The 25,668-nt window shown below is 68.4% G+C and carries 28 protein-coding genes; 10 read left to right on the forward strand and 18 right to left on the reverse strand.

Annotated features, from left to right (window positions below):
* Positions 1-23: 23 nt before the first annotated feature.
* Complete coding sequence (locus IEW24_RS19885) at positions 24-1,457, reverse strand: oligosaccharide flippase family protein (protein WP_188581894.1); 1,434 nt, start codon at positions 1,455-1,457, stop codon at positions 24-26.
* Between the two features lie 173 nt (positions 1,458-1,630).
* On the opposite strand from IEW24_RS19885, the gene IEW24_RS19890 reads away from it, so the two are divergent.
* The 3 genes from IEW24_RS19890 to IEW24_RS19900 are packed head-to-tail and all read left to right on the forward strand — an operon-like array spanning position 1,631 to position 4,566.
* Positions 1,631-2,485: a chorismate mutase gene (locus IEW24_RS19890; RefSeq protein ID WP_188581896.1), complete on the forward strand. Its 855-nt coding sequence runs from the start codon at positions 1,631-1,633 to the stop codon at positions 2,483-2,485.
* A gap of 24 nt (positions 2,486-2,509) precedes the next feature.
* Complete coding sequence (gene hisC / locus IEW24_RS19895; RefSeq protein ID WP_188581898.1) at positions 2,510-3,634, forward strand: histidinol-phosphate transaminase; 1,125 nt, start codon at positions 2,510-2,512, stop codon at positions 3,632-3,634.
* Positions 3,631-4,566, forward strand: coding sequence for a prephenate/arogenate dehydrogenase family protein (locus IEW24_RS19900; protein ID WP_188581900.1), 936 nt, complete (start codon positions 3,631-3,633; stop codon positions 4,564-4,566). Before hisC ends, IEW24_RS19900 begins: the two co-directional genes overlap by 4 nt.
* Positions 4,567-4,645: 79 nt before the next feature.
* Here IEW24_RS19900 and IEW24_RS19905 read toward each other — a convergent pair whose 3' ends face one another.
* Positions 4,646-5,800: a DUF2125 domain-containing protein gene (locus tag IEW24_RS19905; RefSeq protein WP_188581903.1), complete on the reverse strand. Its 1,155-nt coding sequence runs from the start codon at positions 5,798-5,800 to the stop codon at positions 4,646-4,648.
* A gap of 273 nt (positions 5,801-6,073) precedes the next feature.
* On the opposite strand from IEW24_RS19905, the gene IEW24_RS19910 reads away from it, so the two are divergent.
* A complete protein-coding gene (locus tag IEW24_RS19910; protein WP_188581905.1) occupies positions 6,074-6,664 on the forward strand; it encodes a gamma-glutamylcyclotransferase in 591 nt (196 codons plus the stop codon).
* A gap of 27 nt (positions 6,665-6,691) precedes the next feature.
* Here the strand turns inward: IEW24_RS19910 and IEW24_RS19915 are convergent, their stop codons facing one another.
* The 5 genes from IEW24_RS19915 to ftsE all read right to left on the reverse strand — a co-directional run bounded on the left by IEW24_RS19915 (position 6,692) and on the right by ftsE (position 10,433).
* The gene (locus IEW24_RS19915; RefSeq protein ID WP_188581908.1) at positions 6,692-7,135 is read right to left on the reverse strand and encodes a hypothetical protein; all 444 of its coding nucleotides are present in this window, start codon (positions 7,133-7,135) and stop codon (positions 6,692-6,694) included.
* Positions 7,136-7,204: 69 nt separating this feature from the next.
* A complete protein-coding gene (locus tag IEW24_RS19920; RefSeq protein WP_188581910.1) occupies positions 7,205-7,966 on the reverse strand; it encodes a lysophospholipid acyltransferase family protein in 762 nt (253 codons plus the stop codon).
* Complete coding sequence (locus IEW24_RS19925) at positions 7,963-8,640, reverse strand: YdcF family protein (RefSeq protein ID WP_244644570.1); 678 nt, start codon at positions 8,638-8,640, stop codon at positions 7,963-7,965. Before IEW24_RS19925 ends, IEW24_RS19920 begins: the two co-directional genes overlap by 4 nt.
* Positions 8,641-8,812: 172 nt before the next feature.
* On the reverse strand, positions 8,813-9,787 hold the full coding sequence (locus IEW24_RS19930) for a cell division protein FtsX (protein WP_244644556.1): 975 nt from the start codon (positions 9,785-9,787) through the stop codon (positions 8,813-8,815).
* Positions 9,774-10,433, reverse strand: a complete 660-nt coding sequence (gene ftsE, locus IEW24_RS19935; RefSeq protein ID WP_188581913.1) for a cell division ATP-binding protein FtsE — start codon at positions 10,431-10,433, stop codon at positions 9,774-9,776. Before ftsE ends, IEW24_RS19930 begins: the two co-directional genes overlap by 14 nt.
* Before the next feature lie 166 nt (positions 10,434-10,599).
* Here ftsE and hpt point away from each other — a divergent pair, with 166 nt between their 5' ends.
* Complete coding sequence (gene hpt, locus IEW24_RS19940; protein ID WP_188581916.1) at positions 10,600-11,136, forward strand: hypoxanthine phosphoribosyltransferase; 537 nt, start codon at positions 10,600-10,602, stop codon at positions 11,134-11,136.
* 360 nt (positions 11,137-11,496) lie between these two features.
* Here the strand turns inward: hpt and IEW24_RS19945 are convergent, their stop codons facing one another.
* A complete protein-coding gene (locus tag IEW24_RS19945; protein ID WP_188581918.1) occupies positions 11,497-11,793 on the reverse strand; it encodes a hypothetical protein in 297 nt (98 codons plus the stop codon).
* Positions 11,794-11,930: 137 nt separating this feature from the next.
* Positions 11,931-12,227 carry a hypothetical protein gene (locus tag IEW24_RS19950; protein ID WP_188581920.1) on the reverse strand — a complete coding sequence of 99 codons (297 nt, stop codon included), beginning with the start codon at positions 12,225-12,227 and terminating at the stop codon, positions 11,931-11,933.
* Between the two features lie 122 nt (positions 12,228-12,349).
* On the opposite strand from IEW24_RS19950, the gene IEW24_RS19955 reads away from it, so the two are divergent.
* Positions 12,350-12,499 carry a hypothetical protein gene (locus tag IEW24_RS19955; protein ID WP_188581922.1) on the forward strand — a complete coding sequence of 50 codons (150 nt, stop codon included), beginning with the start codon at positions 12,350-12,352 and terminating at the stop codon, positions 12,497-12,499.
* Between the two features lie 133 nt (positions 12,500-12,632).
* Here the strand turns inward: IEW24_RS19955 and IEW24_RS19960 are convergent, their stop codons facing one another.
* The 7 genes from IEW24_RS19960 to IEW24_RS19990 form a co-directional block, all read right to left on the reverse strand.
* Complete coding sequence (locus tag IEW24_RS19960; RefSeq protein ID WP_188581924.1) at positions 12,633-15,389, reverse strand: TIGR02302 family protein; 2,757 nt, start codon at positions 15,387-15,389, stop codon at positions 12,633-12,635.
* Positions 15,390-15,534: 145 nt separating this feature from the next.
* Positions 15,535-15,897 (reverse strand): PRC-barrel domain-containing protein, encoded by a 363-nt coding sequence (locus IEW24_RS19965; RefSeq protein WP_188581926.1) that lies wholly within the window; start codon positions 15,895-15,897, stop codon positions 15,535-15,537.
* A 60-nt stretch (positions 15,898-15,957) separates the two neighbouring features.
* The gene (locus IEW24_RS19970; protein WP_188581928.1) at positions 15,958-16,260 is read right to left on the reverse strand and encodes a PRC-barrel domain-containing protein; all 303 of its coding nucleotides are present in this window, start codon (positions 16,258-16,260) and stop codon (positions 15,958-15,960) included.
* Between the two features lie 107 nt (positions 16,261-16,367).
* Entirely contained in the window at positions 16,368-16,733 is a 366-nt protein-coding gene (locus IEW24_RS19975; RefSeq protein WP_188581930.1) for a helix-turn-helix domain-containing protein, read from the reverse strand.
* Between the two features lie 4 nt (positions 16,734-16,737).
* Positions 16,738-17,370: a Smr/MutS family protein gene (locus IEW24_RS19980; RefSeq protein WP_188581932.1), complete on the reverse strand. Its 633-nt coding sequence runs from the start codon at positions 17,368-17,370 to the stop codon at positions 16,738-16,740.
* Positions 17,367-18,671 carry a murein transglycosylase A gene (gene mltA / locus IEW24_RS19985; protein WP_244644557.1) on the reverse strand — a complete coding sequence of 435 codons (1,305 nt, stop codon included), beginning with the start codon at positions 18,669-18,671 and terminating at the stop codon, positions 17,367-17,369. Before mltA ends, IEW24_RS19980 begins: the two co-directional genes overlap by 4 nt.
* Before the next feature lie 37 nt (positions 18,672-18,708).
* Complete coding sequence (locus IEW24_RS19990; protein WP_373870098.1) at positions 18,709-19,494, reverse strand: Tim44/TimA family putative adaptor protein; 786 nt, start codon at positions 19,492-19,494, stop codon at positions 18,709-18,711.
* A gap of 261 nt (positions 19,495-19,755) precedes the next feature.
* Here IEW24_RS19990 and glk point away from each other — a divergent pair, with 261 nt between their 5' ends.
* Positions 19,756-20,706, forward strand: a complete 951-nt coding sequence (gene glk, locus IEW24_RS19995) for a glucokinase (protein WP_188581936.1) — start codon at positions 19,756-19,758, stop codon at positions 20,704-20,706.
* A gap of 7 nt (positions 20,707-20,713) precedes the next feature.
* Here the strand turns inward: glk and IEW24_RS20000 are convergent, their stop codons facing one another.
* Positions 20,714-21,577 carry a LysR substrate-binding domain-containing protein gene (locus tag IEW24_RS20000; protein ID WP_188581938.1) on the reverse strand — a complete coding sequence of 288 codons (864 nt, stop codon included), beginning with the start codon at positions 21,575-21,577 and terminating at the stop codon, positions 20,714-20,716.
* Positions 21,578-21,699: 122 nt separating this feature from the next.
* On the opposite strand from IEW24_RS20000, the gene IEW24_RS20005 reads away from it, so the two are divergent.
* Positions 21,700-22,647, forward strand: a complete 948-nt coding sequence (locus IEW24_RS20005; RefSeq protein ID WP_188581940.1) for a DMT family transporter — start codon at positions 21,700-21,702, stop codon at positions 22,645-22,647.
* On the opposite strand, the gene IEW24_RS20010 is transcribed toward IEW24_RS20005, so the two are convergent.
* Complete coding sequence (locus IEW24_RS20010) at positions 22,644-23,414, reverse strand: RluA family pseudouridine synthase (RefSeq protein WP_188581943.1); 771 nt, start codon at positions 23,412-23,414, stop codon at positions 22,644-22,646. The two genes, IEW24_RS20005 and IEW24_RS20010, sit on opposite strands and share 4 nt — an antisense overlap.
* 283 nt (positions 23,415-23,697) lie before the next feature.
* On the opposite strand from IEW24_RS20010, the gene IEW24_RS20015 reads away from it, so the two are divergent.
* Both IEW24_RS20015 and IEW24_RS20020 read left to right on the forward strand, forming a co-directional pair.
* Positions 23,698-24,618 carry a DMT family transporter gene (locus IEW24_RS20015; protein WP_244644558.1) on the forward strand — a complete coding sequence of 307 codons (921 nt, stop codon included), beginning with the start codon at positions 23,698-23,700 and terminating at the stop codon, positions 24,616-24,618.
* Between the two features lie 122 nt (positions 24,619-24,740).
* Entirely contained in the window at positions 24,741-25,607 is an 867-nt protein-coding gene (locus IEW24_RS20020) for a type 1 glutamine amidotransferase (protein WP_188581947.1), read from the forward strand.
* Positions 25,608-25,668 lie beyond the last annotated feature (61 nt).

The following is a 25,668-nucleotide window of genomic DNA, read 5'->3' on the forward strand; positions in this document are numbered from 1 at the left end:
TACGAAAGAAGCAAGACGCGCGCCTATCCCAGCTTAAGCCGGCGGCGGAGCGCCGGGGGCAGTTCCTCGGGGTCGATCTTCGGCAGCAGTTTGAGGCGGATCGCGAGGAAACCGATCAGCGGCAGGATTACCACCCCGGCCAGCGGCAGGGCCAGCGGCGGAATGGTGAGCGTCGCGAGCGCGGTCAGCGCAAGCGCGAGGCCGGTGATGATGCCGAGCCGCCCGAAGCGATAGGGAATGCGTGCATAGCGGATGGACACGGCATAGGTGATGAGCACCCGCACCGTCTGGGCGATCAGGGTGGCGGTGATGGCGCCCGCCACGCCGTGCTTCGGGATCAGCGCAAAATAGAGCGCGATGGCGATGCCGGCGCCGATCAGATTGATGATCAGCGGGGCAAACCCGTCCCGGCGCAGATAGAGGCCGATCTCGATGAGGCTGCCGGTTTCCTGAATGGCGTAATTGAGCGCGATGAAGGCGATGAAGACGGTGGCGCCCCAATAGGCCTCCCGCGTCAGCACATGCACCGCGAACGGCCCGCCCAGCGCCACCGTCACCATGGCGCCGAGCACGATGAGATAGCCGAGCGAGATGATGTCGGCGCTGCGCTCCGCGCCATTCTCCTCCTTCAGCACCATGAAGCGCTTGGGGAACCACCACATGTGGAAGGGCTGCAGCAGCACGGCGGTGAGCGCGCCGAGACGCCCGGCCACGCCATAGAGCGCGATGTCCTGGGGCGTCACATTGGCCGCCAGCACCCAGCGGTCATAGGAGCCGAGTACGAAGGCGGCCAGCGCCGAGAGCAGCAGCGGGCCGCAATAGATGATCATTTCCCGCCAGCGCACGAAGCGCAGCGAGATGCCGCAGTCGCGGATCAGATAGAGCACCATGGCCCCGCCCTGCAGCAGGGCCGCCGTGCAGGAGGCGATCAGCACGCCCTCCACGCCGAAGCCGGTCGCCAGCAAAGTGGCGGAGAGCGCGGCCTGAAACAGCGCCCGGCTCAGACTCATGATGAGGAAGGTCTTCGCCGCGCCCCGGATCCGCATCCAGGTGAGGCCGACGCCGAGCACGCCTTCGAGGCAGATGGCGCCCAGCAGAAGCAGGAATTCGGTGCGCGTCACCGGCTCGGGCAGCAGGCCGATCACCGGGGCGGAGAAGATCGCCCCCAGCGCCACCAGCACGCCGCACACGAGAAGGGCGAGGCCGGCATATTCGGCGCACACCGCCTTGCGCGCGTCCCAGCTTTCCACCTCGCCCACGAAGCGGGAGAGGGCGGCGGGCAGGGCGAGGCCGAACAGCAGCGCACCCACGTCGATGAAGGAGAGCAGAACTTCCAGCCGGCCGTATTCGGCGCTGGAGAGGAAGTAGGTGTTCACGGGGAGCATGACGAGGCCGATGGCCCGCAGCACCACCAGTCCCACCGTGTAATAGAGCGTCTCGCGTATGGCGCCGGCCACTCAACTCTCCCGCTGTGCGCCTTTCAGGGATCGCCCATCCGGGGGCCGAAGTCCATGCCGACCCCTCCCATCCCGGACCCATCTGCGCGCCCCGTGCGGCCCTGACGCGCGCAACAAGCCTTTGCGTCGGCGCCCGTCACCCGCTACAGGTCGCGGGTTTTCCGTGGGTTCCCATGACTGACGCACCACAGACCCCATCCCTCGCGGACCTTCGCGCCGAGATCGACCGCATTGATGAGGCGATGCATCGCCTGCTCATGGAGCGGAGCGCGATCATCGACACGCTCGTGCAGGTCAAGCGCAGCGCGGCCAATCCGGAAGGATCGGCCTTCCGGCCCGCCCGCGAGGCCTCGATGATGCGCGACCTGGTGAAGCGCCACGAAGGCCTGCTGCCGCTCGACACGGTGGAGAGCATCTGGCGCGTCATCATCTCCACCTTCACCTATGTGCAGTCGCCCTACGCGGTGCATGCGGACCTCTCCGTGGGCGAGCCGCTGATGCGCGACAGCGCGCGCTTCCACTTCGGCTTCACCACCCCGTTCACGCCGCACATGGGCGCGCGGGCGGTGGTGGATGCGGTGGCCGCCTCCAAGGGCGATCTCGGTCTCCTGCCCGCCGCCATGGTGCCGGGCGCCGATCCGTGGTGGACCGCGCTGGAGCCGGCCAAGGCCCCGAAGATCATCGCCCGCCTGCCGTTCGTGGACCGCGCCGACCATCCCGCCGGCCTGCCGGTGTTCGTGGTGTCCCACCCCATCGCGGACGCCGCCGTCACCGAGGTGTCGGTGTTCAGCGTGCGCGTGTCCGGCTGGAGCGCCCGTTCCGCCGCCGCCGTCTCGGCGCTGGCCGAGGTGCTGGCGGTCTCCGACGGCGCACTGGATGGCGCGGCTTTGCTGGTCTCCGTGCCCGATGCCGGCACGCGGACGGCGGTCGAGGACGCCCTGCGCCAGAGCGGCGCCAGCGTCCGGTCCTTCATTTCCGTGGGGAGCCATGCCGCCCCCTATCGCATCGGCATGGACAGCGCGGGCTGAAGGCCCGTCCTGATGGAGTTAGGTATGTCCACCACCGACAAGCAGCTGTCCCGTCCCGTGCCGCGCCCCGGCGTCATGGCCATCTCGGCCTATGTCCCCGGCAAGAGCCACGCGCCGGGCGTGGAGAAGGTGTTCAAGCTCTCGTCCAACGAGACGCCGCTGGGCGCGAGCCCTGCCGCCATCGCCGCCTTCCAGTCCGCCGGCACCCATCTGCAGGATTATCCGGACGGCGCCTCCACCGCGCTGCGCGAGGCCATCGGCAAGGCGTTCGGCATCGACCCGGCGCGCATCATCTGCGGCGCGGGCTCGGACGAGATCCTCAACCTCGTGGCCCACACCTTCGTGGGCGCGGGCGACGAGGTGGTGTTCAGCGTCCATGGCTTCCTCGTCTACAAGATCGCCACGCTGGCGGCCGGCGGCACCCCCGTCGCCGTGCCGGAGACGGATGATCTCGTGGCCGATGTGGATGCCCTCATCGCCGCCGTCACGCCGCGCACCCGGGTGGTGTTCCTCGCCAATCCGAACAATCCCACCGGCACCTATCTGCCGTTCGCCGAGGTGCGCCGCCTGCACGCGGCCCTGCCGCCGAACGTGCTGCTGGTGCTGGATGCGGCCTACAGCGAATACGTGCGCAAGAACGATTACGAGAACGGCCTCGAACTGGCGCTCACCGCCGACAACGTGCTGATGGCGCGGACCTTCTCCAAGATCCACGGCCTCGCCGCGCTGCGCATCGGCTGGGCGGTGGCCTCCGCCGCCATCATCGACGCGCTGAACCGCGTGCGCGGGCCGTTCAACATGAACGCCCCGGCCATTGCGGCGGGCGCGGCGGCGATCCTCGACACCGCCCATGTGGACCGCTCGGTGGCCCATAACGAGCAGTGGCTGCCGTGGCTCGCCGGCGAATTCACCGCGCTCGGCCTCAAGGTCACGCCCAGCGTCGGCAACTTCCTGCTGATCCACTTCCCCGCCACCCCCGGCCGCACGGCGAAGGAGGCGGATGCCTTCCTGACCAAGCGCGGCATCATTCTGCGCTCGGTGGCCTCCTATGGCCTGCCCGACGCGCTGCGCATGACGGTGGGCACGGAAGAGGCCAACCGCCTGACCGTGAAGGCGATCACCGACTTCCTCGCCGGAGCGGCGCAATGAGCGGGCCGCTCGTCGGCCGACTGGCGATCATCGGGGCGGGCCTGATCGGCTCCTCGGTGGCGCGGGCGGCGAAGGAGAAGGGGCTGGCCGGCACCGTGGTGGTGTCGGACCGGGATGCTGCCGTGCGGGCGCGGGTGCTGGAACTCGGCTTCGCGGACGAGGTGCCGGAGACCGGCGCGCAAGCCGCCGAGGGCGCGGACATCATCGTCGTCTGCGTGCCCGTGGGCGCGTCGGGCGCGGTGGCGGCGGAGATCGCACCGGCGCTGAAGCCCGGCGCCATCGTCTCCGACGTAGGTTCGGTGAAGGGCGCGGTGGTGGAGCAGATGGCGCCCCACATCCCGGCCCATGCCCATCTCGTGCCCGCCCATCCGGTGGCCGGCACGGAATTCTCCGGCCCGGACGCCGGCTTTGCCACGCTGTTCGAGAACCGCTGGTGCATCGTCACCCCCACCGAGGGCGCCGACTCCGAGGCGGTGGCGAAGCTGGAGGGCCTGTGGCGCGGCATGGGGGCGAATGTGGAGACCATGTCGCCGCAGCACCATGATCTGGTGCTGGCGATCACCTCCCATGTGCCGCATCTCATCGCCTACAACATCGTGGGCACCGCCGAGCATCTGGAGCACACGCTGACCTCCGAGGTCATCAAGTTCTCCGCCGGCGGTTTCCGCGACTTCACCCGCATCGCCGCGTCCGATCCGACCATGTGGCGGGACGTGTTCCTCTACAATCGCGAGGCGGTGCTGGAGATGCTGGGCCGCTTCACGGAGGATCTCTCCGCGCTTCAGCGAGCCATCCGCTATGGCGATGGCGATGCGCTGTTCGAGCATTTCACCCGTACCCGCGCCATCCGCCGCTCGATCATCGAGCAGGGTCAGGAGACGGCGGCCCCCGACTTCGGCCGGCGGGTGGTCAAGGACGGTACGGCGGGCTGAGCCGGGATCGGGGCAGATTGGATCTGCCCCGTGAATCCGTCTCAAAAACCAAGGTCCCGCCTGCTGCGTTTCTCAGGCTTTACTGGGCAGGAGCCGGCGTGGCCGGTCCAGGCGTGACCGGAACGGTCGGCGCCGTCATGGCGGCCGGCGGCGGCAGCGGGGCGACGGGTGGCGGGAACAGCGCCGGCACCCGGCCCACGGGAATGCGGCCGAGCTTCAGTGCACCCTTGTCGAAGCCTACGTTGAAGGTGACGCCCGGCCTCCCGGCCACGTCGCCACGCTTGCCGGCCATGGCCAGCGCGCTGACGATGGGCACGTATTCCTGCGACACCAGCCCGGCGCTGGCCAGATTCTTCAGCACATCCTCAATGCCGGAAAAACCCAGCGAGAGCTGGCCGTTGAGCATGCCCTGCGGGTCCACCAGCAATGCGCCGGAAATGTTGGCGGCGGCCTTGGGCGTGGTGAGGGTGAGCGCCTGAAGCTGCATCATACCCCCCGCCATGGCCCAGGCCCGCAGGCGGTCTTCCACCGGCATGGGGCGCATGTCGTCGGCGGCGGTGAGCGTCATCTGAAGCGCGAGATCGAGTGGGCCCGCGCTGCCGGCCGCCGCCATCTGCGGGCTTTCGCCACCGGCGATGGAGAAGGCGAAGTCCACCCCGTCGCGGGCACCATTGGCGCCGGGATTCCGGCGGGCGTGGGTCTCGATCTGTTTGGCGGACAGCATGGGGGTGGCCGAGGCGGTGCCGGGGGCCTGCTCCACCATAGGATTGTTGGCCACGAGGTCGAAGCGCACCGGGCGGCCGGTGTTGTCGCCGATGCCGCTCATCTGCAGCAGCGACCACGACACCGTATAGACCTGCCCCGTGGCCTGATCCTCCACCCGCGCGGGCGAGGCGAACTCGGCGACGATGTGGCTGGGATCCCAGATCTGCGCCACGGCGTGGGCGGCGGCGGCGGAGATGCGGAAGCTGTCGCCGCCCTGCGTGACCAGAACCGGGTCGCGGCACATCAGCTCGAAGCGGAAGGGGAAGCCCTCCAGCGAGCGCTCGGAGCAGCTCCAGGTCCGGCCGAGCTGCTTCTCGCGGGCGATCCAGGCGTCGATCTCGCCATCCGCCGTGCGGGCGGCATAGATCCAGAGGCCGGACCAGCCGATGCCGACGAGTATCAGGAGGATAAGCGGCAGCGCGATGATCCAGGGCCGGCGGCGCCGCGCGGCAGGTTCGGTGACAGACATGCGGTCCCTTCATGTCGTCCGGCCGGCGCGGGGGCGTCGGGCGGGCAAGAGCCTTTCAAGCGCTGTAGAGCAGTTTTGAGACCAGTTGAAGGCCCCGTTCATCGTGCTGGCGCAGCTTTGATGCGGGGAGGGTGTCCATTGGGGCACTGCGTCCTATGCGGAACGGGGGATGGCCGCGATTTTAGGGGCAGGGTGCCGTAATTCCGGCTGTATGCTCGCCGATCGAAGTCACGGCTGCCGCCGTTCCCCGCGTCCGTATCCTTTCGTTGTCCCATGCCCGCTGATAAGCCACCCTTCCGCTTCCAGAAGCCCGGTCCCGTGGATGTACCCGAGCACGACCCGTGGGTGTTCGGCTATGGCTCGCTCATGTGGAAGCCCGGCTTCGACTATGAGGAGCGGGCCGAGGCGACACTGATCGGCGCCCATCGCACGCTGTGCATCTATTCCTTCCATCATCGCGGCACGCCGGAACAGCCGGGGCTGGTGCTGGGGCTGGATCTGGGCGGCTCCTGCCGGGGGATCGCCTTCCGGGTGGCGGCGGCGCGCTGGCCGGAGACCCACGCCTATCTCACTGAGCGCGAGCAGATTTCCGGCGTGTATCGCGAAACGCGGCGGCGTGTGCGCCTGCGGGGCGCGAGCGTGACCGATGCCTCGGCGGTGGCCTATGTGGCCAATCGCGCCCATCCCCAATATGCCTCCGGCCTCAGCCGCGAGGACCAACTGCATCTGGTGCGTCGTTCACACGGCCTCTCCGGCCCCAATACGGATTATGTGCTCGCCACTGTGGATGCGCTGGCGGAGATGGGCATTACCGATCCCGGCCTCGGCTGGATGGCCCAGCGCCTGCGTAGCGGTCACGGCTGAGCAGTCTCTGATCCGGCCCCGGCGCTCTCAGGCGGCGAAGCGGCCGAGGGGATGCCCCATGGCGACGAGTTCGCGCGGCGGCTCCGGATCGCGTTCACGCGGGGCGGGCAGCGCCAGTATGTCACGCGTTCCCACCCGCGGGCGGGTGAGGCTGGAAAGCGTCTCGGGCGCGCCCTCACCCAGCACGTGGATGTGGATTTCTTCCGCCAGATTGCGCCGGGCGGCCTCAGCTGCCGCCGCTCCCGGCACTCCCGCCCAGACGGCGATGGAGCCGGCGGGCGTGCGCCGGACGGCGATGGCGAGGGCATCCGCATAGGCCGGTGCGTCCTGTGCCGGATAGACCGAAAACACATGCCGCACGCCATCCTGATCGCGCCAGAAGCGGTAGCGCGCGCCGAGCGCGTCGTCGCTCAGGCCGCTCAGGCGACCGCCGTCGGACAAGGGGATCAGGAGCGAATCAGTGACGTTCATGAGAACGAAACTAGAACTTTCGCTTGTCCCCAGGCAAGGGTTTTCCACAGGGCATGGTTACGGGGATATCTAAACGGCCTGCGGCGTCGGGTCGGACGGCATGCCCAGTTCCGCCCGCCCCATTGCCACCAGCCTGTCGCTGGCAGTTTCGATATCCCCCTGCAGGCGCTCGAAGAACACTTCCCGCTTCAGGCCCGGCGGGATCACGGGGAGCACCTCCACCCGGATGGTACCGGGGCGGCGGATAAGGGCGTTGCGGGGCCAATAGAGGCCGGAGTTCAGCGCCACCGGCAGGCAGGGCACGCCGAAGGCCGAGTAGAGGTGCGAGACGCCGAACTTGTAGGCCGGCGGTGCACCGGCCGGGCGGCGGGTCCCTTCCGGGAAGATCAGGATCTGCCGGCCCTTGGCCAGTTCCTCGCGCGCCCGCAGCGTCATGGCTTTCAGCGCCTTGGTGCGGGTGCCCCGGTTAATGGGGATCATCTGCGCCTTGGCGGCGTACCAGCCGAAGATGGGCAGCCACATCAGCTCGCGCTTCAGGATGAAGGCGGGGTCCGAGAACAGCGGCAGCAGGGCGATGGTTTCCCACGCCGACTGGTGCTTGGACGCGATCAGCAGCGGGCCTTCGGGGATGTTTTCGCGGCCCTTGATCTCCACTTTGGTGCCGGCGATCACCCGCAGCAGAAAGGACGTTGTCCGCGACCACGGCACCACCAGCCCGCGCCACAGGCCCCTGCGTGACAGGAAGGGCAACAGCGGCAGGTACAGCAGCATGAAAAGAATCGTCATGCAGTAGAAGGCGAGCTGAAACAGCAGAGAACGCAGGAGTGTCACTCGGGCTTCCTGTCCATCCCAGGGAAAGAGCCGGCCGCCGATCCGGCGACGGACGCCTGCGCCCCCGTGGCGGGCACGGGCGGCTGCGCGGCCGGGGCCTTGGGCGCGACCGCCTGGGCCGGGCGGATCTTGGCCTGGGCCATCATGTACTTCAAATATTCCTTCAGGAGGAGCTTTACCGTCTGCGGATCGGTCCACCAGCGGGCGGTCAGCATGCGGTCCGTCACCACCGGATAGGCGACCAGTTCCACCTCGGGCAGCGCCCGGCCCAGTTCCACCAGTGCGCGCGGCATGTGCCAGGCGGACGTCACCACCACCAGCGAGCGGAAATGCTTGTCGCGCGTCCATTCGGCCGCCTCGATGGCGTTGCCGAAGGTGTTCAGCGCCCGGTGGCCGAGGTCTACGCAGCAATCCAGCAGATGGTCGTTGTCCGGCAGGGTGCGGCGGATCTCGTCCTGCGAGGTGGTGCGGTTGACGCCGGTGATCAGCAGACGCTGCCCATGACCGGAGGCCAGCAGCTGGACGCCGTCCGAGATGCGGGAGGCACCGCCGGTCAGCACCACAATACCGTCCGCCGGCTTCAGCTGCACGGGCTCGCGGGGGGCAATGGCCGTGGTGAACACCGCGAACCCGCCCACGAACAGCAGTGCGAGGGTGCCCGCCGTGAAGGCCATCACCACCACAGCCCGTCGGATGAAAAAAGCCGGTCCGCGCCGTGGCATCCTGCCTGTCGACTGTTCGGACCCGGCGCGCCAAGTCTTCTGAGCCAAGGTCATGGCCTTAGAATGCCTGAGAAATACGGCAGACGCGAGGACTTGAAGCGGCGCGCTGGGGTCGCAGGCCGGCTCATGCGATGGTCCTCAGGGTGCGATAGACGGTGATGCGCGAGGTCAGCGCCGTCACCAGAGCGATGATGATGACTGCAATCGCGATACCGCCGAAGCCGAGCCAGCCCGGATCGAGCCAGGTGATGATGCCGGGATTTTCCGGATCGGCAAGGATGCCGAAACGGGGCAGGCTCATGAGGCCCCCGAACAGCGCCGCCGCCGCCACGCCGCCGAGAATGCCGCCCTGCATGCCGATCTTGAGGAAGTGACGCTGGAACTGGGCGGCGATGAAGCCGTCCCGCGCGCCGACGAAATGCAGCACCTCGACAATGGTGCGATTGGTGGCCACCGCGGCGCGGGTGGCGAACACCACGGATAGCACCGTCGCCACGCCCACTAGCGCCAGCAGGCCGAAGCCGGTGATCATGACGCCCTCGGCCATGGCTCCGAGCCGGCGCGACCATGTGCGGTGGTCATCCAGAGCCGCCGTGGGGATGCGGTCGGTCAGCGTCCGGCGCAGGCGGGCAAGATCGGGGCTCGCGGCGGGATCCAGCCGCAGCACCACGATGCGCGGCACCGGCAGGTCCGAATAATCCAGCCCGGCGCCGAGCCAGGGCTCCAGCAGGCGGCCGGTCTCGGTTTCGGTGAGCACATGGGCTTCCAGTATGCCCGGCGTCTGCTGGGCGAGGTCCACGGCGGCGCGCACCTGCGCGTCGGTGACGGCCTTGTCGCCGGCGCGGATCTGGATCGTCACCTCGCGGGTGACGTCGGAGCGCCACGCGCCGGCCGTGGAGCGCACTGCCATGACCGAGCCAATGGTGAGCGCGGCCAGAAACGTCATGATCGCCACCACCGCGATCAGCGCACGGCCGGCGACCGTGGCACCGGGCACGATGGGCGTGACCGGCACGGCCTTGGGCTTTGCCGGCTTCTCGGGCTTGCCGGGGGTGGCCGGCGGCGGGGCCGGGACAGTGGTGTCGTCAGTCGTAGACATAGAGCCGTCCGTCCGCGATCACGAGCCGGCGCGCGTCGAACTGGTCCATGAGCGCGATATCGTGGGTGGCGAGCAGCACCGAAGTGCCGGAGCGGTTCAGTTCCACGAAAAGGCGCAGCAGGCGGCGCGCCAGCGTGGGGTCCACATTGCCGGTGGGTTCGTCGGCCAGCAGGAATTCGGGGCGGCCGATCAGCGCGCGGGCAATCGCCGCGCGCTGCTTCTCACCGCCGGACAGCACCGGGGGCATGACGTGCATGCGGTCGCCGAGGCCGACCCAGTGCAGCAGTTCCGTCACCTCGGCGCGGTAGCTTGCCTCCTCCTTGCCGAGCACGCGCAGCGGCAGGGCCACGTTCTCATACGTGGTGAAATGGTCGAGCAGGCGGAAATCCTGGAACACGATGCCGATGCGGCGGCGGATCACCGCCACCTCGTCGGGATCGAGCGAGGACACGTCGCGACCGAACAGGGAGATGAGCCCGCGCGTGGGCTTCATGTTGAGGAACAGCAGGCGCATGAGGGTGGTCTTGCCCGCGCCGGAGGGGCCGGTGAGGAACTGGAACGAGTTCGGCTCGATGTTGAAGGTCACATCCTTCAGCACCTCCGGCCCCATGCCGTACCTCAGGCCCACATTCTCGAAACGGACCACGCCTTCCCCTTCCTCGAATCGCAAAAGCCTTCGCGCGCCACCATAGAGCGGGAAGGCGAGGGGTTGAATCAAGCGGAAGGCGTCTTCCGCTGCGGCAAGCGGGCCGGCCGGCCCCGGCTGGACGTCAAGGTTCCAGCGGGGCATGCTCGTGCACCACGGAGGAAACATGTCCCACCCACCCGTTAAAGTTCTGTTTGACGAGAACCGTATTGCCGCCCGGAATCGTGAATTGGCCAGCGAGATCGCAGGCGCGGGGCTGGAGAAGCTCCTTGTGGTCGCGGTCCTGAAGGGCTCCTTCATCTTTGCCGCCGACCTCCTGCGCGCCATGCACGCATCCGGCCTGGCGCCGGAGATGGAGTTCGTGCACCTGTCCAGCTATCGCGATGCGCAGGTCTCGTCCGGTCAGGTGCAGATCCTGCGCGACGTGGAGAGCGACGTGCGCGGCCGCGACGTTCTGCTGGTGGACGACATTCTCGAATCCGGCCGCACGCTGGCCTTCGCGAAGGATCTGCTGATGGCGCGCGGCGCCCGCCGGGTGATGGTGGTGGTGCTGCTGGAGAAGCCGGGCAAGCGCGCGGTGCAGATCGACGCCGACCTGGTGGGCTTCGAATGCCCCGACCTGTTCGTGGTGGGTTACGGCATGGACGTCGCCCACGCCTTCCGCCAACTGCCCTTCATCGGCCATATCGAACAGCTGGGCTGAGCGGCTCGCCTGTCCGGAAAAAGCCCGCCCGCGCGTCCCGCCGGCGGGCTTTTTGTTGGGCGGCTGTGGGGGATTGATATGGGTGGGGTGGGTGCCAAAAACCCTTGTGGGGACAGGGTTTCGATGGCTCGAAATGATTCATTTCTGTTGCGAAGTTCTCTTTTTGTTTAAAAATCCCAAATAAGGCGCCGTAGGTTTGGTGTCTGACTTTCTTCAAATCGTACTTTCCCGAAAGGGTATCAGGCCAAGCTTGGGTCCAACTTCCCCGATCCACCTTCACTCTTATCTGGAAAAGGGCACGCACCTCCCGTGCGCTCTTCTCCTTTGCCGACTGATGAAATCAGTTAAAGGACGAAATCGCTATTTCAGACTATCGCGAGTGCCGATGCGCCACTGACACGGGCCTTTGGAGTCGATGGGGCGGACGCAGACATAGGGCAGCATAAACTCCCGATCGATCATGTCATCCTCCACGGTCACTGCGACCCCTGCCCCGGTTGTGTCGCAGCGGCTGTCCAGCATCTCCATCGCAGTCTTCTCGTCGCCGCTCTTTACCGCCTTTGTAATGGCGCGCATGTCGGCCAAAGTCTTGCACGTCATGGCATCCTGCTTCGGCACATAGATATCCGCAGAGAATGCGGGCGTGGCGATAGCCATGGTCATAGGCAGGACGAAAGCAATAAGTCGCGAAAGCACGAGTTCCCCCAACGCAATACTAAGCCGACAGGCGCCGCGTAATTTGCATGGATGGGTCGCGCGCCACTCCACCCCGACAGACCGAAAGTATGAAATCGCTATTTCAGGCTCTCGCGAGCACCGACACGCCACTTACAGGGGCCCTTCGAGTCGATCTCGCGAACGCAGACGAAAGCCTGCGACAGCGCATGGTCGAGGACGTCGTCCTCGACGTACAACGCCTTCCCTGCCCCGGTCATTGCGCAAGGGCCGTTGAGCAGCCGCCCAATCTCTTCCCTATCCGGGACCTTCGCGGCCTTTGCCATAGCCCGAAGATCCGCGAGGTTGGCGCAGGTCGGGGCATTCTTGGTGGGTGTGTAGATGTCCGCTGAAAATGCGGGCGTGGCGATAGCCATGGTCATAGGCAGGACGAAAGCTATAAGTCGAGAAAGCACGATTTCCCCCAACGCAGCACATGCCGACAGGCGCTGCGTAAGTTGCATGGGGGAGGTGCGTCGGTCCACCCGGAAGAGCGAACATGAGCTTTGGCGTGTTTGGTGGTTCGCCCTGCCGACTCTGCGCAGAGCAGCATGCGCGCGAGGCCAAGGTGGTGCCCAATCTCAAGTTCCAGAGTGTGTGGGAACGGGCGCCGTTTCCAATCGAGGTGCCGAAGGCGAGCCGGGCCTGACATCTCGTTGGGGCAAGGAGGCGGCGGGTGACCTCGCACATCCTTCGTGTCCTCTCCCCGGAAGCGCTGTGCGTCAGCGGGAGAGGGCTTTGAAAAGAACGCCGGTCACAGGCGAGGCGGGGGACCGCCTCGCTCAGAAATTCCGCAGCAGGCGCTCGATGTAATCCAGCTCCATCTGCGGGCGATCGGACTGTTCGAGGCGGCGGCGGAGTTCCTCCAGCACGCGGCGGGCGCGCTGGGCGTCCACTTCGTCCGGCACCTTCACCGAGAAGTCGTCGCCATAGTCCTGCGTGCGCATGGGCCGGCCGAGCGGATCGGTGCGCTGGGCCTGCTCGCCGGACGGGCCGCCGGGGCCGGGGCCGTTCTGGTCGCCCTGCTGGCCTTCCGCCAGCGCCTGCCCGCCCTGCCGGAGCGCCTGCAGGGCACGGCCCTGCGCGTCGAGGGCGCCCTGTCCGTCGCCCTGTCCGAGCGCGCTTTCCGCATCGCGCATGGCCTGTTCGGCCCGGCCGAAGGCCTCGCCGGCGCGACCGGCCGAGTCGCCGCCCTGGCCTTCCCCGTCCTGCCCCTGGCCCTGGCCCTGTCCGCGGCCCTGCTGCTGTTGCTGCTGGCGGAACTGCTCCAGCATCTGGCCGAGGCGGCGACGCAGTTCCTGCTGGCCCTGCTGGAGGCCGCCGAAGCCCTCGCCGTCCTGCCCTTCGCCGCCTTGCTGGCCCTCGCCCTGCTGTCCCTGCTGTCCCTGCTGTCCCTGACCGCGCTGACCCTGCTGGCCACGCTGTCCCTGTTGCCCCTGTCCCTGCTGGCCTTGCCCGCGCTGGCCCTGACGGCCCTGCTGATAGGTGCGGTCGCGCAGGCGCTGCTGCTCCTGGATCATGTTGCCCAGTTCGCTCTGTCCCTGCTGGCCCTGTCCGGCCTGACGGTTGCCGGGCTTCATGCCCTCCATCATGGCCTGCAGTTCGTCCAGCAACTGCCGGGCGGCATCGCGGGAGCCGGAGCGGGCGAGATTCTCGATGCGGTCCACCATGCGCTGGAGATCCTGCGGGCGGATCACGCGGGTGTTCTGATCGAGGGGGCGGGCATCGCGGCCGCCGTCGCGCTGCGCCTGCTCGGCGAGCTGGCGCATCATGTTTTCCATGGCCTGCCGCAGATCCTGCGCGAGACGCTGGATCTCCTCGTCACTGGCCCCGCGCTCCAGCGCTTCCCGCAGCGCTTCCTGCGCGGCGCGCAATTCGCGCTCGGCGGCGGAAAGGGTGCCATCCTCGATGAGGGTGGCCACTTCCCACAGATAGTCCACCACGCCGCGCAGGTCGTCGTCGGAGCGGGCGCCCTTCAGGCGGTAGTAGGCAGTGCGCAGGCCGAGATATTCGGCCGGCGGAATGGCGAACTGATCGGGCGCCAGCGTCAGTGCGGCGAGCACGTCCTGCACCCGCACGCGGGCACCGGCATCAAGCGCGAGGCGGCGGCGCTCCTCGATCAGCGCACGGGCGACGGGCTTGGAGAAGGCGCGCGCCGGAAGGCGCATGGTGCGGGCGTCGCTGACGCCCTCGTTGCCGGCTTCGTCCTTGGCCTTCAGCGTGATGGAGACGCGCGCGCCGGCCCAAGGATGGGTGATGAGATCCTTCGACGTCTGCGCGGCACCGCCATTCCTGCCGCCCTGCGGCAGGCTGAGCGGGAATTCCGGCGCCGGCACCAGCGGCCGGGCGGCCACGGGGGCGGAGGAACCGGGGCGGGGGAACAGCCCGCGCTCCGGCGGCAGCGGGGTCAGCTCCGCATGGGCTTCCTTGACGCCGTAATCGTCTTCGATCCGGTAGGCGAGCACGGTGGTGTTGCGCGGGCCGGAGGCGGGATCCTTGGCAAACGAGATCACCGGCGCAGTGTCCGGGGTCGCCGCGATGCGCCAGGAGGCGGTGCGCTGGTCGGGACCGGTGAACAGGGCCACGCCGTTGCCGGCAATGGTGAAGCGCCGCTCGCCGGGGTTGGCGGCGGGGGTGGGGGGGGTGGCCGGATCGGACTTCGCCGTTTCGCTCTTGGCGGTCTCGGTCTTTGTACTGTCCGTCTTCGCACCATCCGCCTTGGCGGCATCGATCTCGGCCGGCTTCTGCTCGGTGAGGCTACCCTCCAGCTTCAGCCCGTCGAGCACGGTTCCGGCGGCGCGCACCACCAGCACGCTGCCCGCCGGCACGGTCACGGCTGCGGCCTGTGCGGTGGTCTGGTCCTCCGAACGCAGGCCGGGCAGAACCAATGGTGGACGTCCCGTATAGGCGGGCGGATCAATCCACGCGTCCACGCGGTAATTCTGCGGCACCACGGCACCGCGCCAGTCGAAGGCGGTGCGGATACGGCTCCAGTGGCTGCCAGAGGCGAGGAAGAAGGCGGCCACCACGGCCAGCAGCGCCAGCGCGCGAATGGCGCGGGGGTCGCGCTCGGCGAGGCGCGGGCTGGGAATGCCGGCGCGCAGGGCGCGGGCGGCGGCGATGGTGCGGGCCACATGGGCGCGCCACAAGGCGGCACCGATGGGATCGTCCGGTTTGGTGGCCAGAACGTCGCCCATGGCGGTGGCGGGGCGATGGGCAAGGCCGCTGGACTTGTCGAGCCGCGACAGCGCTTCCGCGCGCGAGGGCGCACGCACCTTGATCAGCGGCCAGAGCGCTGCGGCGAACGTGAGGGCGAAGAGGACGACGCCGAGGATGCGGGCCACCGGCGGCAGCGCCAGCCAGAGCCCGGCCCATGACAATATGAGGAACAGCGCCACCGGCAGCAGCAGCGTGACGATGGCGGGCCAGAGGCGCTCCCACAACAGCACATGGCGCGCGCGCTGGATGGCGCGATCCAGTGCCTGGGCTGCCTGATTTTCGACGGAGCGCGGCTTGTTGCCTTCCGGTGTCGCGGTCACAGACCCTCCGCTCGACCCACCTGTCCAAGCGGGGAGCTTAGCACGGGTTGGCCTCCTGACCAGCGCGGGCGGTGCAGCACGCGCTCACAAGCCCGTATCCCGACGGCAGCGCCGCGCCCTTTTGGGGGGCGCGGCGTGCGTTCCGTCAGGTCCAGTAATAGGGCGAGCGGTAATAGTCGTGCAGCTTGGTCTCATAGTCCCGGTCGAAGTCCGGCCGGTCCTCGGCGCCGTAATGGGGGGCGCCCTTGAGCTGGTCCTTGGTGACGTTCACCACATAGCCGCCTTGTCCCACGTCGTAGTCGAGCTGGGACCACGGCAGCGGGTGGTAGCTTTCGCCAAGCCCGAGGAAGCCGCCGAACGACATGACCGCATAGGCCACCTTGCCCGAGCGCTTGTCGATCATCACGTCGTGAATGGAGCCGAGCTTCTCGCCGCCGGGATTGTAGACGGTGGTGCCGGCCACACGGTCGCCGGCGATGAGGCTGTTGGTTTCTTCCTTCACATCCATGGCGTTGCTCCTTTTCCTTGGTCGCGGATTCAACGTCCGCGCGTGGGGCGCGTTCCGGCTTCAGACGGCGGCCATGTAGGGCGAGAAGGCCGGTTCGCCGTCTTCGGTGCGCAGTGGCACGCCGAGCACATAGCCGCCCTGGCGGGTATCGTATTTCAGGCTGTTCCACGGCACACGGTGATGGTCGCCGCCGAGCCCGAGCACGCTGCCGAAGGTGATGATGGCGGCGGTGATAAGGCCACTTCGCTTGTCGATCATCACGTCATGCACCACGCCGAGATGCTTGCCCTCGGTGTCGTAGACATCAGTGCCCTTCACTTTGCCGATGGCGATGAGAGAGGTGGTCTCGTCCTTGTGTTCCATGGCCATTTCTCCCTGCCGGAGGATACGGCGCGGCAAGGGAAATCCCCGCTTGCCGCTCTCATGGGGAAAACGCCTTGGGAATGGCGAGGTTCCTGCCGGGGCGGCCCTCAGCCGCGCCGGCGCAGGATTTTCAGGCGGCCCAGCAGTTCCGCTGCCGCCTCACGCGGAAGATGGGCGATCTCCTGCGCCAGCAGGTTGGCAAGCTCTGTGGCTTCCGGCGAGAGGCCGGCGGTGTCCACGGTCACGCGGGGATGGGAGACTTCGGCGAGCCGCTGCAAGTCCTCGGCTTCATCCCAGATCACATTGAAATAGGCGATGATGCGCTGGACCAGCGCCCATGTGGGCTTGCCCCGCTTGCCGTTCTCCAGCGCGGAGAGATAGGTGGCGGAGACGCCAATGGCGGCGGCCATGTCGGTGAGGGTGACTCCGCGCGCCGCCCTGAGATCCCGCACGCGGCGGCCGAAGGGGGTCATGCGCCTAGTCCCGCCCGGAACGGCGGCGGCGGATGCGCACATAGAGCGCACCGTCTCCGCCATGGTGGCGCGCGGCATTCTCGAACCCCACCACATAGGGCCGCAGCATCGGATCTGTGAGCCATTGCGGCACCGCCCGGCGCAGCACGCCGCGCCCGCCGTCGAGCCCGTGAGTGAAGCTGGCGCCGAACGCCTCCTCCTGTCCGCCCTTGCCGGTGATGATGAGCACGAGGCTGTGCCCCTGAGCCTGCGCCTCCACGATGAACAGATGCAGCCGCCGGTGCGCCGCCGCCTGGGTGAGTCCGTGGAGGTCGAGCCGGGCATCGGCATCCGCGCCCCGGTTCAGCTTGCGCCGCACCTTCGGTTCGATGCGCGAGAGCGGCGGTGGGGCGGGCACCACGGGGACCATCGCCTTGCGGGCGATGGCGGGCTTGACGGTGGCGGTCTTAGCCGGAGCTTTCGCGGCCAGCACCTCGTCCGGGGGCAGAGCGTTCTCGGGCAGCGCTTCGGGTACCAGCGGCGGGGGGAGAGCTGCGACCTTGCGCTTGGGGCGCAGCGGCGCGACGGAGCGGATCACATGCTCCCACAGCGCGCGCTCCTCGTCCTTGAGTGGGCGCTTGCGACCCTTGCGGATCACGCCGCGCCTCCCGTGCGGCGCGGCACCAGCAGGAAGAAGTCGCCGCTGTCGCGGATGCGGCCGGCGATGCGCCCCGCCTCATCGCCCGCGCCGAAGAACAGGTCCGCCCGCGCCGGGCCGACGATGGCTGATCCCGTGTCCTGCGCGATCATCAGGCGCTGGAAGGGCGCATCCCGCGCCTCGGTGGTCAGCGGCAGAGGGGCGCTGATGAAGAAGGGGGTGCCGTAGGTGTGCAGATGGCGGTCGATGGCGATGGAGCGGCCGGGGGTGAGGCCCACGCCCTGCGCCCCGAGCGCGCCCTCGCCATCCGCCAGCGGCACCGCCTTGAAGAAAACGTAGGATGGGTTTTCCCGCCGGAGCGCCTTTCCGGCCGCCGGGTCCGATTCCATGAAAATGCGGATGCGGTCCATGGACATCTGCTCGCGCGGTACCTGCCCACGCTGGATCAGCAGGCGACCCACCGGCACATAGGGTTGACCGTTGTGGCCATCATAATTGAGGCGCAGCACCCCGCCGTCGTTGAGCTTCACCCGGGCCGAGCCCTGGATCTGCATAAAGAACAAGTCGATGGGGTCCTTCAGCCAGACCACCTCCAGCCCCTTGCCGCTGAGCGCCCCGTCTTCGATGGCGGCGCGATCCCAATAGGGCACGAGCTGGCCGTCCTGCTTGCGGAAGGCCGGGCCCTTGTTGCTCTGCGGGCCGGGATTGCCGGGGATGAGGTCCGGCGGGCGGGCATAGACAGGCACCTGATGGGCGGCGTCCTCGGTCCGCGACCCGTCCACTTCCGGCTCGTAATAACCGGTGAGGAAGCCTTGTGCGCTGTCCTGCGGGCGGATGGCGAAGGGGCGGAAATTGGCCTCGAAGAACAGCCGGGCGATCAGCGCTGACGGCGTGTCGGTGCCCAGTGCGCGGGCCGCCATGCAGGCCTGATGCAGGCCGGGCAGAAGTCTCGTGTTGGAGGCGGGGCCGATCTCGGCGGGCGGCGTGCGCAGCGCCCGGCAGGAGATGAGGAAGGTGCGGAAGGCGGCGGCCGCGTCGTCCTTGTCCCAACCGGGCAGGTCGCCGAACTCCACCGGCACTGTTACCGCACCGGGAACGGCGGGCTCGGGCACCAGATGGGCGGTGACGAGGCGGGTGGGAACGAGTCGTGCGGAGAGGAACCGGGCCGGCGAAGCCGGTGCCGGTTGAGCATGCAAAGCGGGGACGGTGGCCAAGGCGGGCGCGGCATGGCCCGCCCCGCTGCCGGCAAAACCGGCCAGCAGCAAGCCAAGTGCGGCGGCGGCAGATGCCGCGCGCCGCACTTGCGATCTGCCTGTGATGTCCGCCCCGCCCATGGAACTACTGGGCGGCTTCGGTCGCGACGAGCTTCCAGTTGGGATCGCGCGCACCGAGGTCTCGGGCGAAGGTCCACACGTCGGTCACGTCGGCCACGGTGTCGGGGCTGCCGTCCACCACCTCGCCCTCGCGGCCGCGCGTCACCGAGATGAGCTGCGAGACGAAGCGAAGGGTCAGCTGGGCGGTGCGGTTGCGCACGCCGGCTTCCACCAACTCGGCCTTCTCGATGGCGACGAAGCGCGATTCCATGGTCTCGCCGCGCGCCTCGCGCTGCTTGATGGCTTCCTCGAAGCCTTCATAGACTTCCTTGGAGAGCAGCTCCTTCAGCGTCTTTCGATCGCCGGAGGCGAAGGCGAGCACGATCATCTCATAGGCAGCCTTGGCGCCGACGATGAAGTGCTTGGCGTCGAAATCGCGCTCCACGGCGGCGATCTGGTCCAGCGCGTCGGCCAGCGGGGAGCCTTCCTCCGCCACTCCCTGCCAGCGGAAGGCGCCGGGCACAACCTCGGGGGCACCGGGCAGCGGCGGCGGGGCGGGCACGCGGGGATCGGAGGCGCGCTCGGGCAGGCTGACCACATTTCCGTTATCGGCAGGTCCCGGCTGCCCCTGCGGACGCTGGGCGTCGCGGGAATAGGGATCGTAGGGCGGGCGCTCCTTGCCCGTGCGCTGGCCGAGCACGCTGCGCAGCCGCACGAAGATGAAGACCGCCAGGGCCAGAAAGATGATCGTATAGATATCGAGCACTGCGCTTCGCCATGCTGCGGTGCCCGCCGCCACGGCCGCGACCACCTCTTGTTGTCCTGTCGGGGAGATCGCGCCGTTGAACGGCGCGTGCCTCGCCACCTCTCCCCTTATGTACGCGGCTTGAGGGCGAACGCCAGTCCCCCGGTCGCCGCTCTCTGAGGTTCCTCACCTTACGGGACCATGCGCCGGGACGCCACTCCGGTGGGGTAGGACCGGCAAGCGGGACCTTAAGGGGGCGACCGGGCGTTGTGGACATGGAGCCCTCAGCCTGTAGGGTTCCCTCCCTGCCTCAACCGGAGACCCTTCATGGCCCTGACGGTTCTGCTCGCAGACATTGGCGGCACGTCCACACGCATTGCCCGCGCTGGCCTCGACGGCCAGCCATACGACATCCGGGTCGAGGCAAATGACGCCCATGCGAGCCTTGAGGAGCTGTTCAAGGCCTATCTTGAGGCTACCGGTGGTGAACGTCCGGTGGCCGGTGTGTTCGCCGTGGCTGGGCCGGTGGAGGGCGACAAGGTGCGTCTCACCAACCGCGATTGGGCCTTTTCGCGGCCCGAGATGGCGGCGGCGCTGGGTCTATCCGATCTCAAGGTTTTGAACGATTTCGTCGCTCTGGCCCATGGCGTGCCGGCACTGGGCGTCGCCGATCTGGTGCCGGTGGGCGCGGGACAGGCGGTGCCGGGGGCGCCGATCCTTGTCTGCGGGCCAGGCACCGGGCTTGGCACGGCGGCGCTCATCCCGCAGGGCGACGGCGCGCTGGAAGTGCTGCCCAGCGAGGGCGGCCATGTGCGATTCGGCGCCGTGCAGGCGGATGAAGCCCGCATTCTTGCCCATCTGGTGCGGGAGTTCGGTGGCTCGGTGAGCGTGGAGCGGGTGTTGTCCGGCTCCGGGCTGGTGCGGCTGCACGCCATTCTCAACGGCGCCACGCTGACCTCGCAGGAGATCATTCGTGCCGGTCTGACCGCCTCCGGGCCGGAGCAGGAGACCTGCTTCCTCTTTCTGCGCATTCTCGGCCGGGTGCTGGGCGATTATGCCCTGCTGTTCGATGCGCGCGGCGGCGTCTTCATCCCCGGCGGGGTAGCGGCGGCGCTGGCGCCGCTGTTTGCCGAATCACTCTTCCGGGCGGCGTTCGAGGACCATGATCCGCACCGCGCCCGGCTGGTGGGCATGCCGACGCAGGTGGTGGTGCATCCCACCCCCGGCCTCGTGGGCACGGCGACGCTGGGCCGGCGCCTGCTGGCGCGGATGAACTGAACCGCCGTCAGGCTGCCCGTGCCAGCATCTGCGGATCGGCGCAGAAGGCGGCGACCACATCCGCCAGCGCCTCGGCCACCGGCGGTGCATCGCGGCGCAGGCACAGGGCCAGTTCGGAGGCGGGTACGTGCGGCAGGCCGCTCTCCGGCCCGAGCACGCGTTGGCCGGGCAGGAGCGCGCGCTTTTCCAGCAGGGCCACGCCGAGGCCGCCATCCACCGCCGCCTGAATGCCCACGAGGTTCGGGCATTCATAGGCGATGCGCCATGGCCGGCCGGCCCTTTCCAGCGTGTCGATGGCGCGGTTGCGATAGAGGCAGCCGTGGGGGAAAGCCACCAGCGGCACGGGGTCGTCCGGCGGCGCGGCCGAGGCGGCAGCCACCCAGACCAGATCCTCGCGCCAGCTCGCCCGCGCGCCGCTGCGGCCGGGCTCGCGCTTCATCAGCGCCACGTCGAGATCCCCCCGTTCCAGACCTGCCGCCAGATCGAGGCTGAGGCCGCAGCGCACGGCGAGCCGCACGTCGGGATGGGCAGTGGCGAAGGCTGCCACCGTGCGGGTGAGGGCTGCCACCGCCACGTCATCGGGCATGCCGAGACGAAGCACGACGGCGGGCGCCTCCCGCGCCATGGCCGCCTTGGCCTCCGCCGAAAGGGCGAGGATGCGCCGGGCGTAGCCCAACAGCCGCTCGCCATCCTCGGTGAGCTGCACCTGCCGGCCGGTGCGGGCGAACAGCGGACGTCCGGTGGCGGCCTCCAGCCGACGGATCTGCTGGCTCACAGTGGATTGGGTGCGGTGGACACGCTCGCCGGCGCGGGTGAAGCCGCCGGCATCCACCACGCTGACGAAGGCATGCAGCAGGTCGAGATCAAGCATGGAGGCCTCCGCAGGGGCGGGGTAGGGATCATGCCATTATGATTTCCACTGCGAGGCATGAAAACATCGAATTTCCAAATCTCGCGCGACTGTGGCTTTGTGCTCCTCAAGGGAGACACCCAATGCCCAGCGCCACATCAACGAGCGCGACACAGACGACTGCCGGGGGGCCATCCGCCCGCACGTCCGTGCCGCACGCCACCACGACGCCGTTCGGCACCGGACCGTTGCTGATCGCGGTGTTCTGCCTGTTGTGGAGCTCGGCTTTCGCGGTGGGCAAGATCGCGCTGATGGATTGCCCGCCGCTGCTGCTGCTTGGCATCCGCTTTGTCATCGCTGGCACGTTGATTCTCGGCGCCTGCGCCCTGTTCGGCCGCTGGCGGCCACTCACCCGGCGGGACTGGCTGGTGCTGATCGTGGCCGGCTGCCTCAACAACGCGCTCTATCTCGGCCTCAGCTTCAGCGGCATGCGCACCGTGTCGTCCGGCCTGACGGCGGTCATCATCTCCGCCAATCCGCTGCTGACTGCGCTGGTCGCCGGTCCGGTGCTGGGCGAACGGCTCACGCTGCGCAAGCTGGCTGGCCTGCTGATGGGCATGGCGGGCGTGGCCATCGTGCTGCGATCGCGCCTCGTGAGCGGGCATGAGGATGTCGCCGGCACGCTGCTGGTCATCGCCGGACTGCTGGCGCTCACCGGCGGCACGCTGGTCTACAAGCGCCTCACCACCTCCGCGAACCTCTGGCAGGCGAGCGGCATCCAGTGCTTCGCGGCGGGCATCGCCCTGCTTCCGGTGGCGCTGGCGACGGAGAGCATCGCTGACATCCACCTGACGGCGTCCTTCCTCTGGGCCTTCGCCTTCATCGTGATCGGCGTGTCCATCGGCGGCTACAGCCTGTGGTACTTCATCCTCGGCCGCTCCAGCGCCACCGAGGCCACGGCGCTGCACTTCCTGATGCCGCCGCTGGGCCTGTTCTTCGGCTGGGCGCTTTTGGGCGAGGGCATCCCGCTGGTGGACATCCTCGGCATCCTGCCCATCGCGGCAGGCATCTGGCTGGTGACGCGGGGCTAGAACGCCGCGTCCGCCGCCTCCTCCAACGCCGCCACATCCAGCCCTAACGCCGTCAGCGTCTCCACCATGTGCTCCGGCAGCGGCGCGCGGCAGTCGATGGGCGGGCCGTTCTTGGCCACCGGCAGCACGATGCGGCGGGAATGCAGATGCAGCATCGGCCCGCCGGGCAGACGCGAGGCACCGCCATAGATGGCATCCCCGTGGATGGGGAAGCCGAGATGGGACAGATGGGCACGCAATTGATGGGTGCGGCCCGTCACCGGCGAGAGCGCCAGCACTGCCAGCCCGTCCACCCGCGCCAGCACGCGGAAATCGGTGATCGCCTCCTGCCCGCCCGGCGTGCCCCTGGGCACCGCCTGCATCCACCAGCCGCGATGGGGCGAACGCTTGGCCAGCGGCTGGTCGATGCGGCCGGTGTCCTCCACCGGGGCGCCCTTGGCCACCGCCACATAGGTCTTGTCCGCCTTGCCCTCGGCGAACAGGCGGTTCAGCAGGGCCAAGGCCTTGCCGTGGCGGCCGAGCACGAGGCAGCCGGAGGTGTCCTTGTCGAGCCGGTGCGCCAGTTCCGGCGCGCGCGGCAGGCCGAAGCGCAGGCCGTCCAGATGGTCGTGCAGCGTCTCGCCGCCCTTGGGGCCGGGATGCACCGGCAGGCCAGCCGGCTTGTCCAGCACCAGCACCATGCCGTCGCGATGGAGCAGGCGGGCGGCGAGCGGCGAGACCGGGGCGTCGGGCCGGGGTGCGGGCGGGGCTTTGGAGGGTGCGGACATGCGCCCCAGATAGCACGCCCGCCCGTCTTTGGCAGGGCGGCACGGCCGCGCTCGCTCCGCGCCATGCGCATGCGCTTGGGGAAGTGCATGCAGCTTTGTCTGTTTCGCCGCTTTGGAGCGGCGCGCTATCCCTTGTTTCAAAGGATTTAAAGAAGGCCGAAACGGCCTCCGGGGGAACAATGTCAGTCCATTACCACCCGGCGCAGGCCGGGACCGCATCGACGTGGCTTGGGCGCAGGCGTAAGCGCGTATCTGCCGTCGCGCGGCGTGCATGAGGCCCGGCATGCGCGCGCCCGGCTCTCCCTCCGGCACCTCCTCCACCATGCTCGGCATCGGCCTCATGTGCCTTGCCGTCATGTCCTTCGCGATCACGGATGCCACTGCCAAGTGGCTGAGCGGGCACATCAATGTCGCCATGGTGGTGTGGGCGCGCTACGTGATCCACTTCCTCCTCGCGCTGATGGTGTTCAATCCATGGACGGTGCCGGGCATCCTGCGCACCCGGAAACCCCTGCTTCAGCTCGGCCGCTCGGCGCTGCTGTTCGGCTGCACGGCGCTGAACTTCTCGGCCCTCCAGTTCCTGCAACTGGACCAGACCGTCTCCATCATGTTCTCGGCGCCTTTCTTCGTGGCGCTGTTCGCCGGCCCCCTGCTGGGAGAATGGGTGGGCGCGCGGCACTGGGTGGCGATCTCGTTCGGCTTCGCCGGCATCCTGCTGGTGGCCCAGCCGGGGGCGGGCGGCATACATCCGGCGGCGCTGCTCTCGCTGGCGGCTTCGGTCTGCTACGCGCTCTATTCGATCATCACCCGCATGCTGGCCAATCATGATCCCTCGGCCACCACCCTGTTCTATTCCTCACTGGTGGGGTCCATTGCCGCATCGATCCCGCTGCCCTTCCTGTGGGAGACGCCTTCCGAGCCCCTGGTTTATGGCGCCATGCTGGAGCTGGGCGCGGTGGCGGGCGTCGGGCACATGCTGTTGATCGTGGCCCATCGCCACGCCCCGGCAGCGACGCTGGCGCCTTATCTCTATGTGCAGATCGTCGCCATGGTAGGCCTCGGCTGGCTGCTGTTCGCGCAGGTGCCGAGCGCCTGGACCGTCGCCGGCGCGGCGGTGGTGGTGGCCTCGGGCATCTATCTCCTGCTCAACGAGCGACGGGAGCGGGCCGCCCGCACGCTGGATGCCACCATCGGCGGCGAGTGAAAGCCTTGGTAAATAAAGTGGGCGCATCCTCGCTTTCGTCAAAATGCGCCTTATGCTGCATGAGCTAACGCCCGTTGCGCGACCGCGCCGGGCCGGCAACCCCAACCGTACCCTGGTCCATCATGTCTGCTCCCCGTCTTCTGGTCGTCGAAGGTAATGTCGCCGAGGCCCGCGCCCGGCAGATCAGCTTCGGAGGCGAGGCGGCGAGCGAGGGCTATGCGCGGCTGCTGCGCGAAATCCTGCCGATGGGCGTGGTGGACATCTGCTATCCGGCCGACCCCGGCGCGAATCTCCCCGACGCGGGCGGGCTGGAGGGCTATGACGGCATCGCCATCACTGGCTCCTCGCTGAACATCTATAACGGCGGGCCGGAGATCCAGAACCAGATCGACCTCATCCGCGCCGCCTTCACCACCGGCACGCCCATCTTCGGCAGTTGCTGGGGGCTTCAACTGCTTACGACAGCTGCGGGCGGCAGCGTGCGGAAAAACCCGCGCGGCCGGGAGTTGGGCTTTGGGCGCCGCATCCGCGTCACCGAGGATGGCCGCGATCACGGCATGTTCGCTGGCAAGCCACCGGTGTTCGAAGCCATGACCGTGCATCTGGACGAGGTGGAAACCTTGCCCGAGGGTGCGACCCTGCTCGCTACCAACGACCATTCGCAGGTGCAGGCGGTGGAGTTCAAGGCCGGCCAGAGCAACGCCTGGGGCGTGCAGTATCACCCCGAATATCCGTTCCGCGAGATGGCGGCCATCTTCCGCCGCCTGCGCCCCTCGCTGGTGGCGGAAGGCTTCTTCCCCGACGAGGAGCAGGAAGAGGCGTTTATCGGCGATCTGGAAATGCTGGAGCGCGAGCCGGGCCATGCGGGTCTGCGCTGGAAGCACGGCATCAACGGCGCGCTGATCACCAAGGAACTGCGCACGGCTGAGATACGCAACTGGGTCGCCCATCAGGTGCTGCCCGAGCGCAGCCGGCGCGGCCGAGCCTGAGGGAGGCCCTCACCGAGGCACCCTCGCCTCAAGTGCACCGTTATGCCCGGGCTTGTCCCGG

Origin of the sequence: Azorhizobium oxalatiphilum (genome assembly GCF_014635325.1) — a bacterium.
Lineage (GTDB): Bacteria > Pseudomonadota > Alphaproteobacteria > Rhizobiales > Xanthobacteraceae > Azorhizobium > Azorhizobium oxalatiphilum.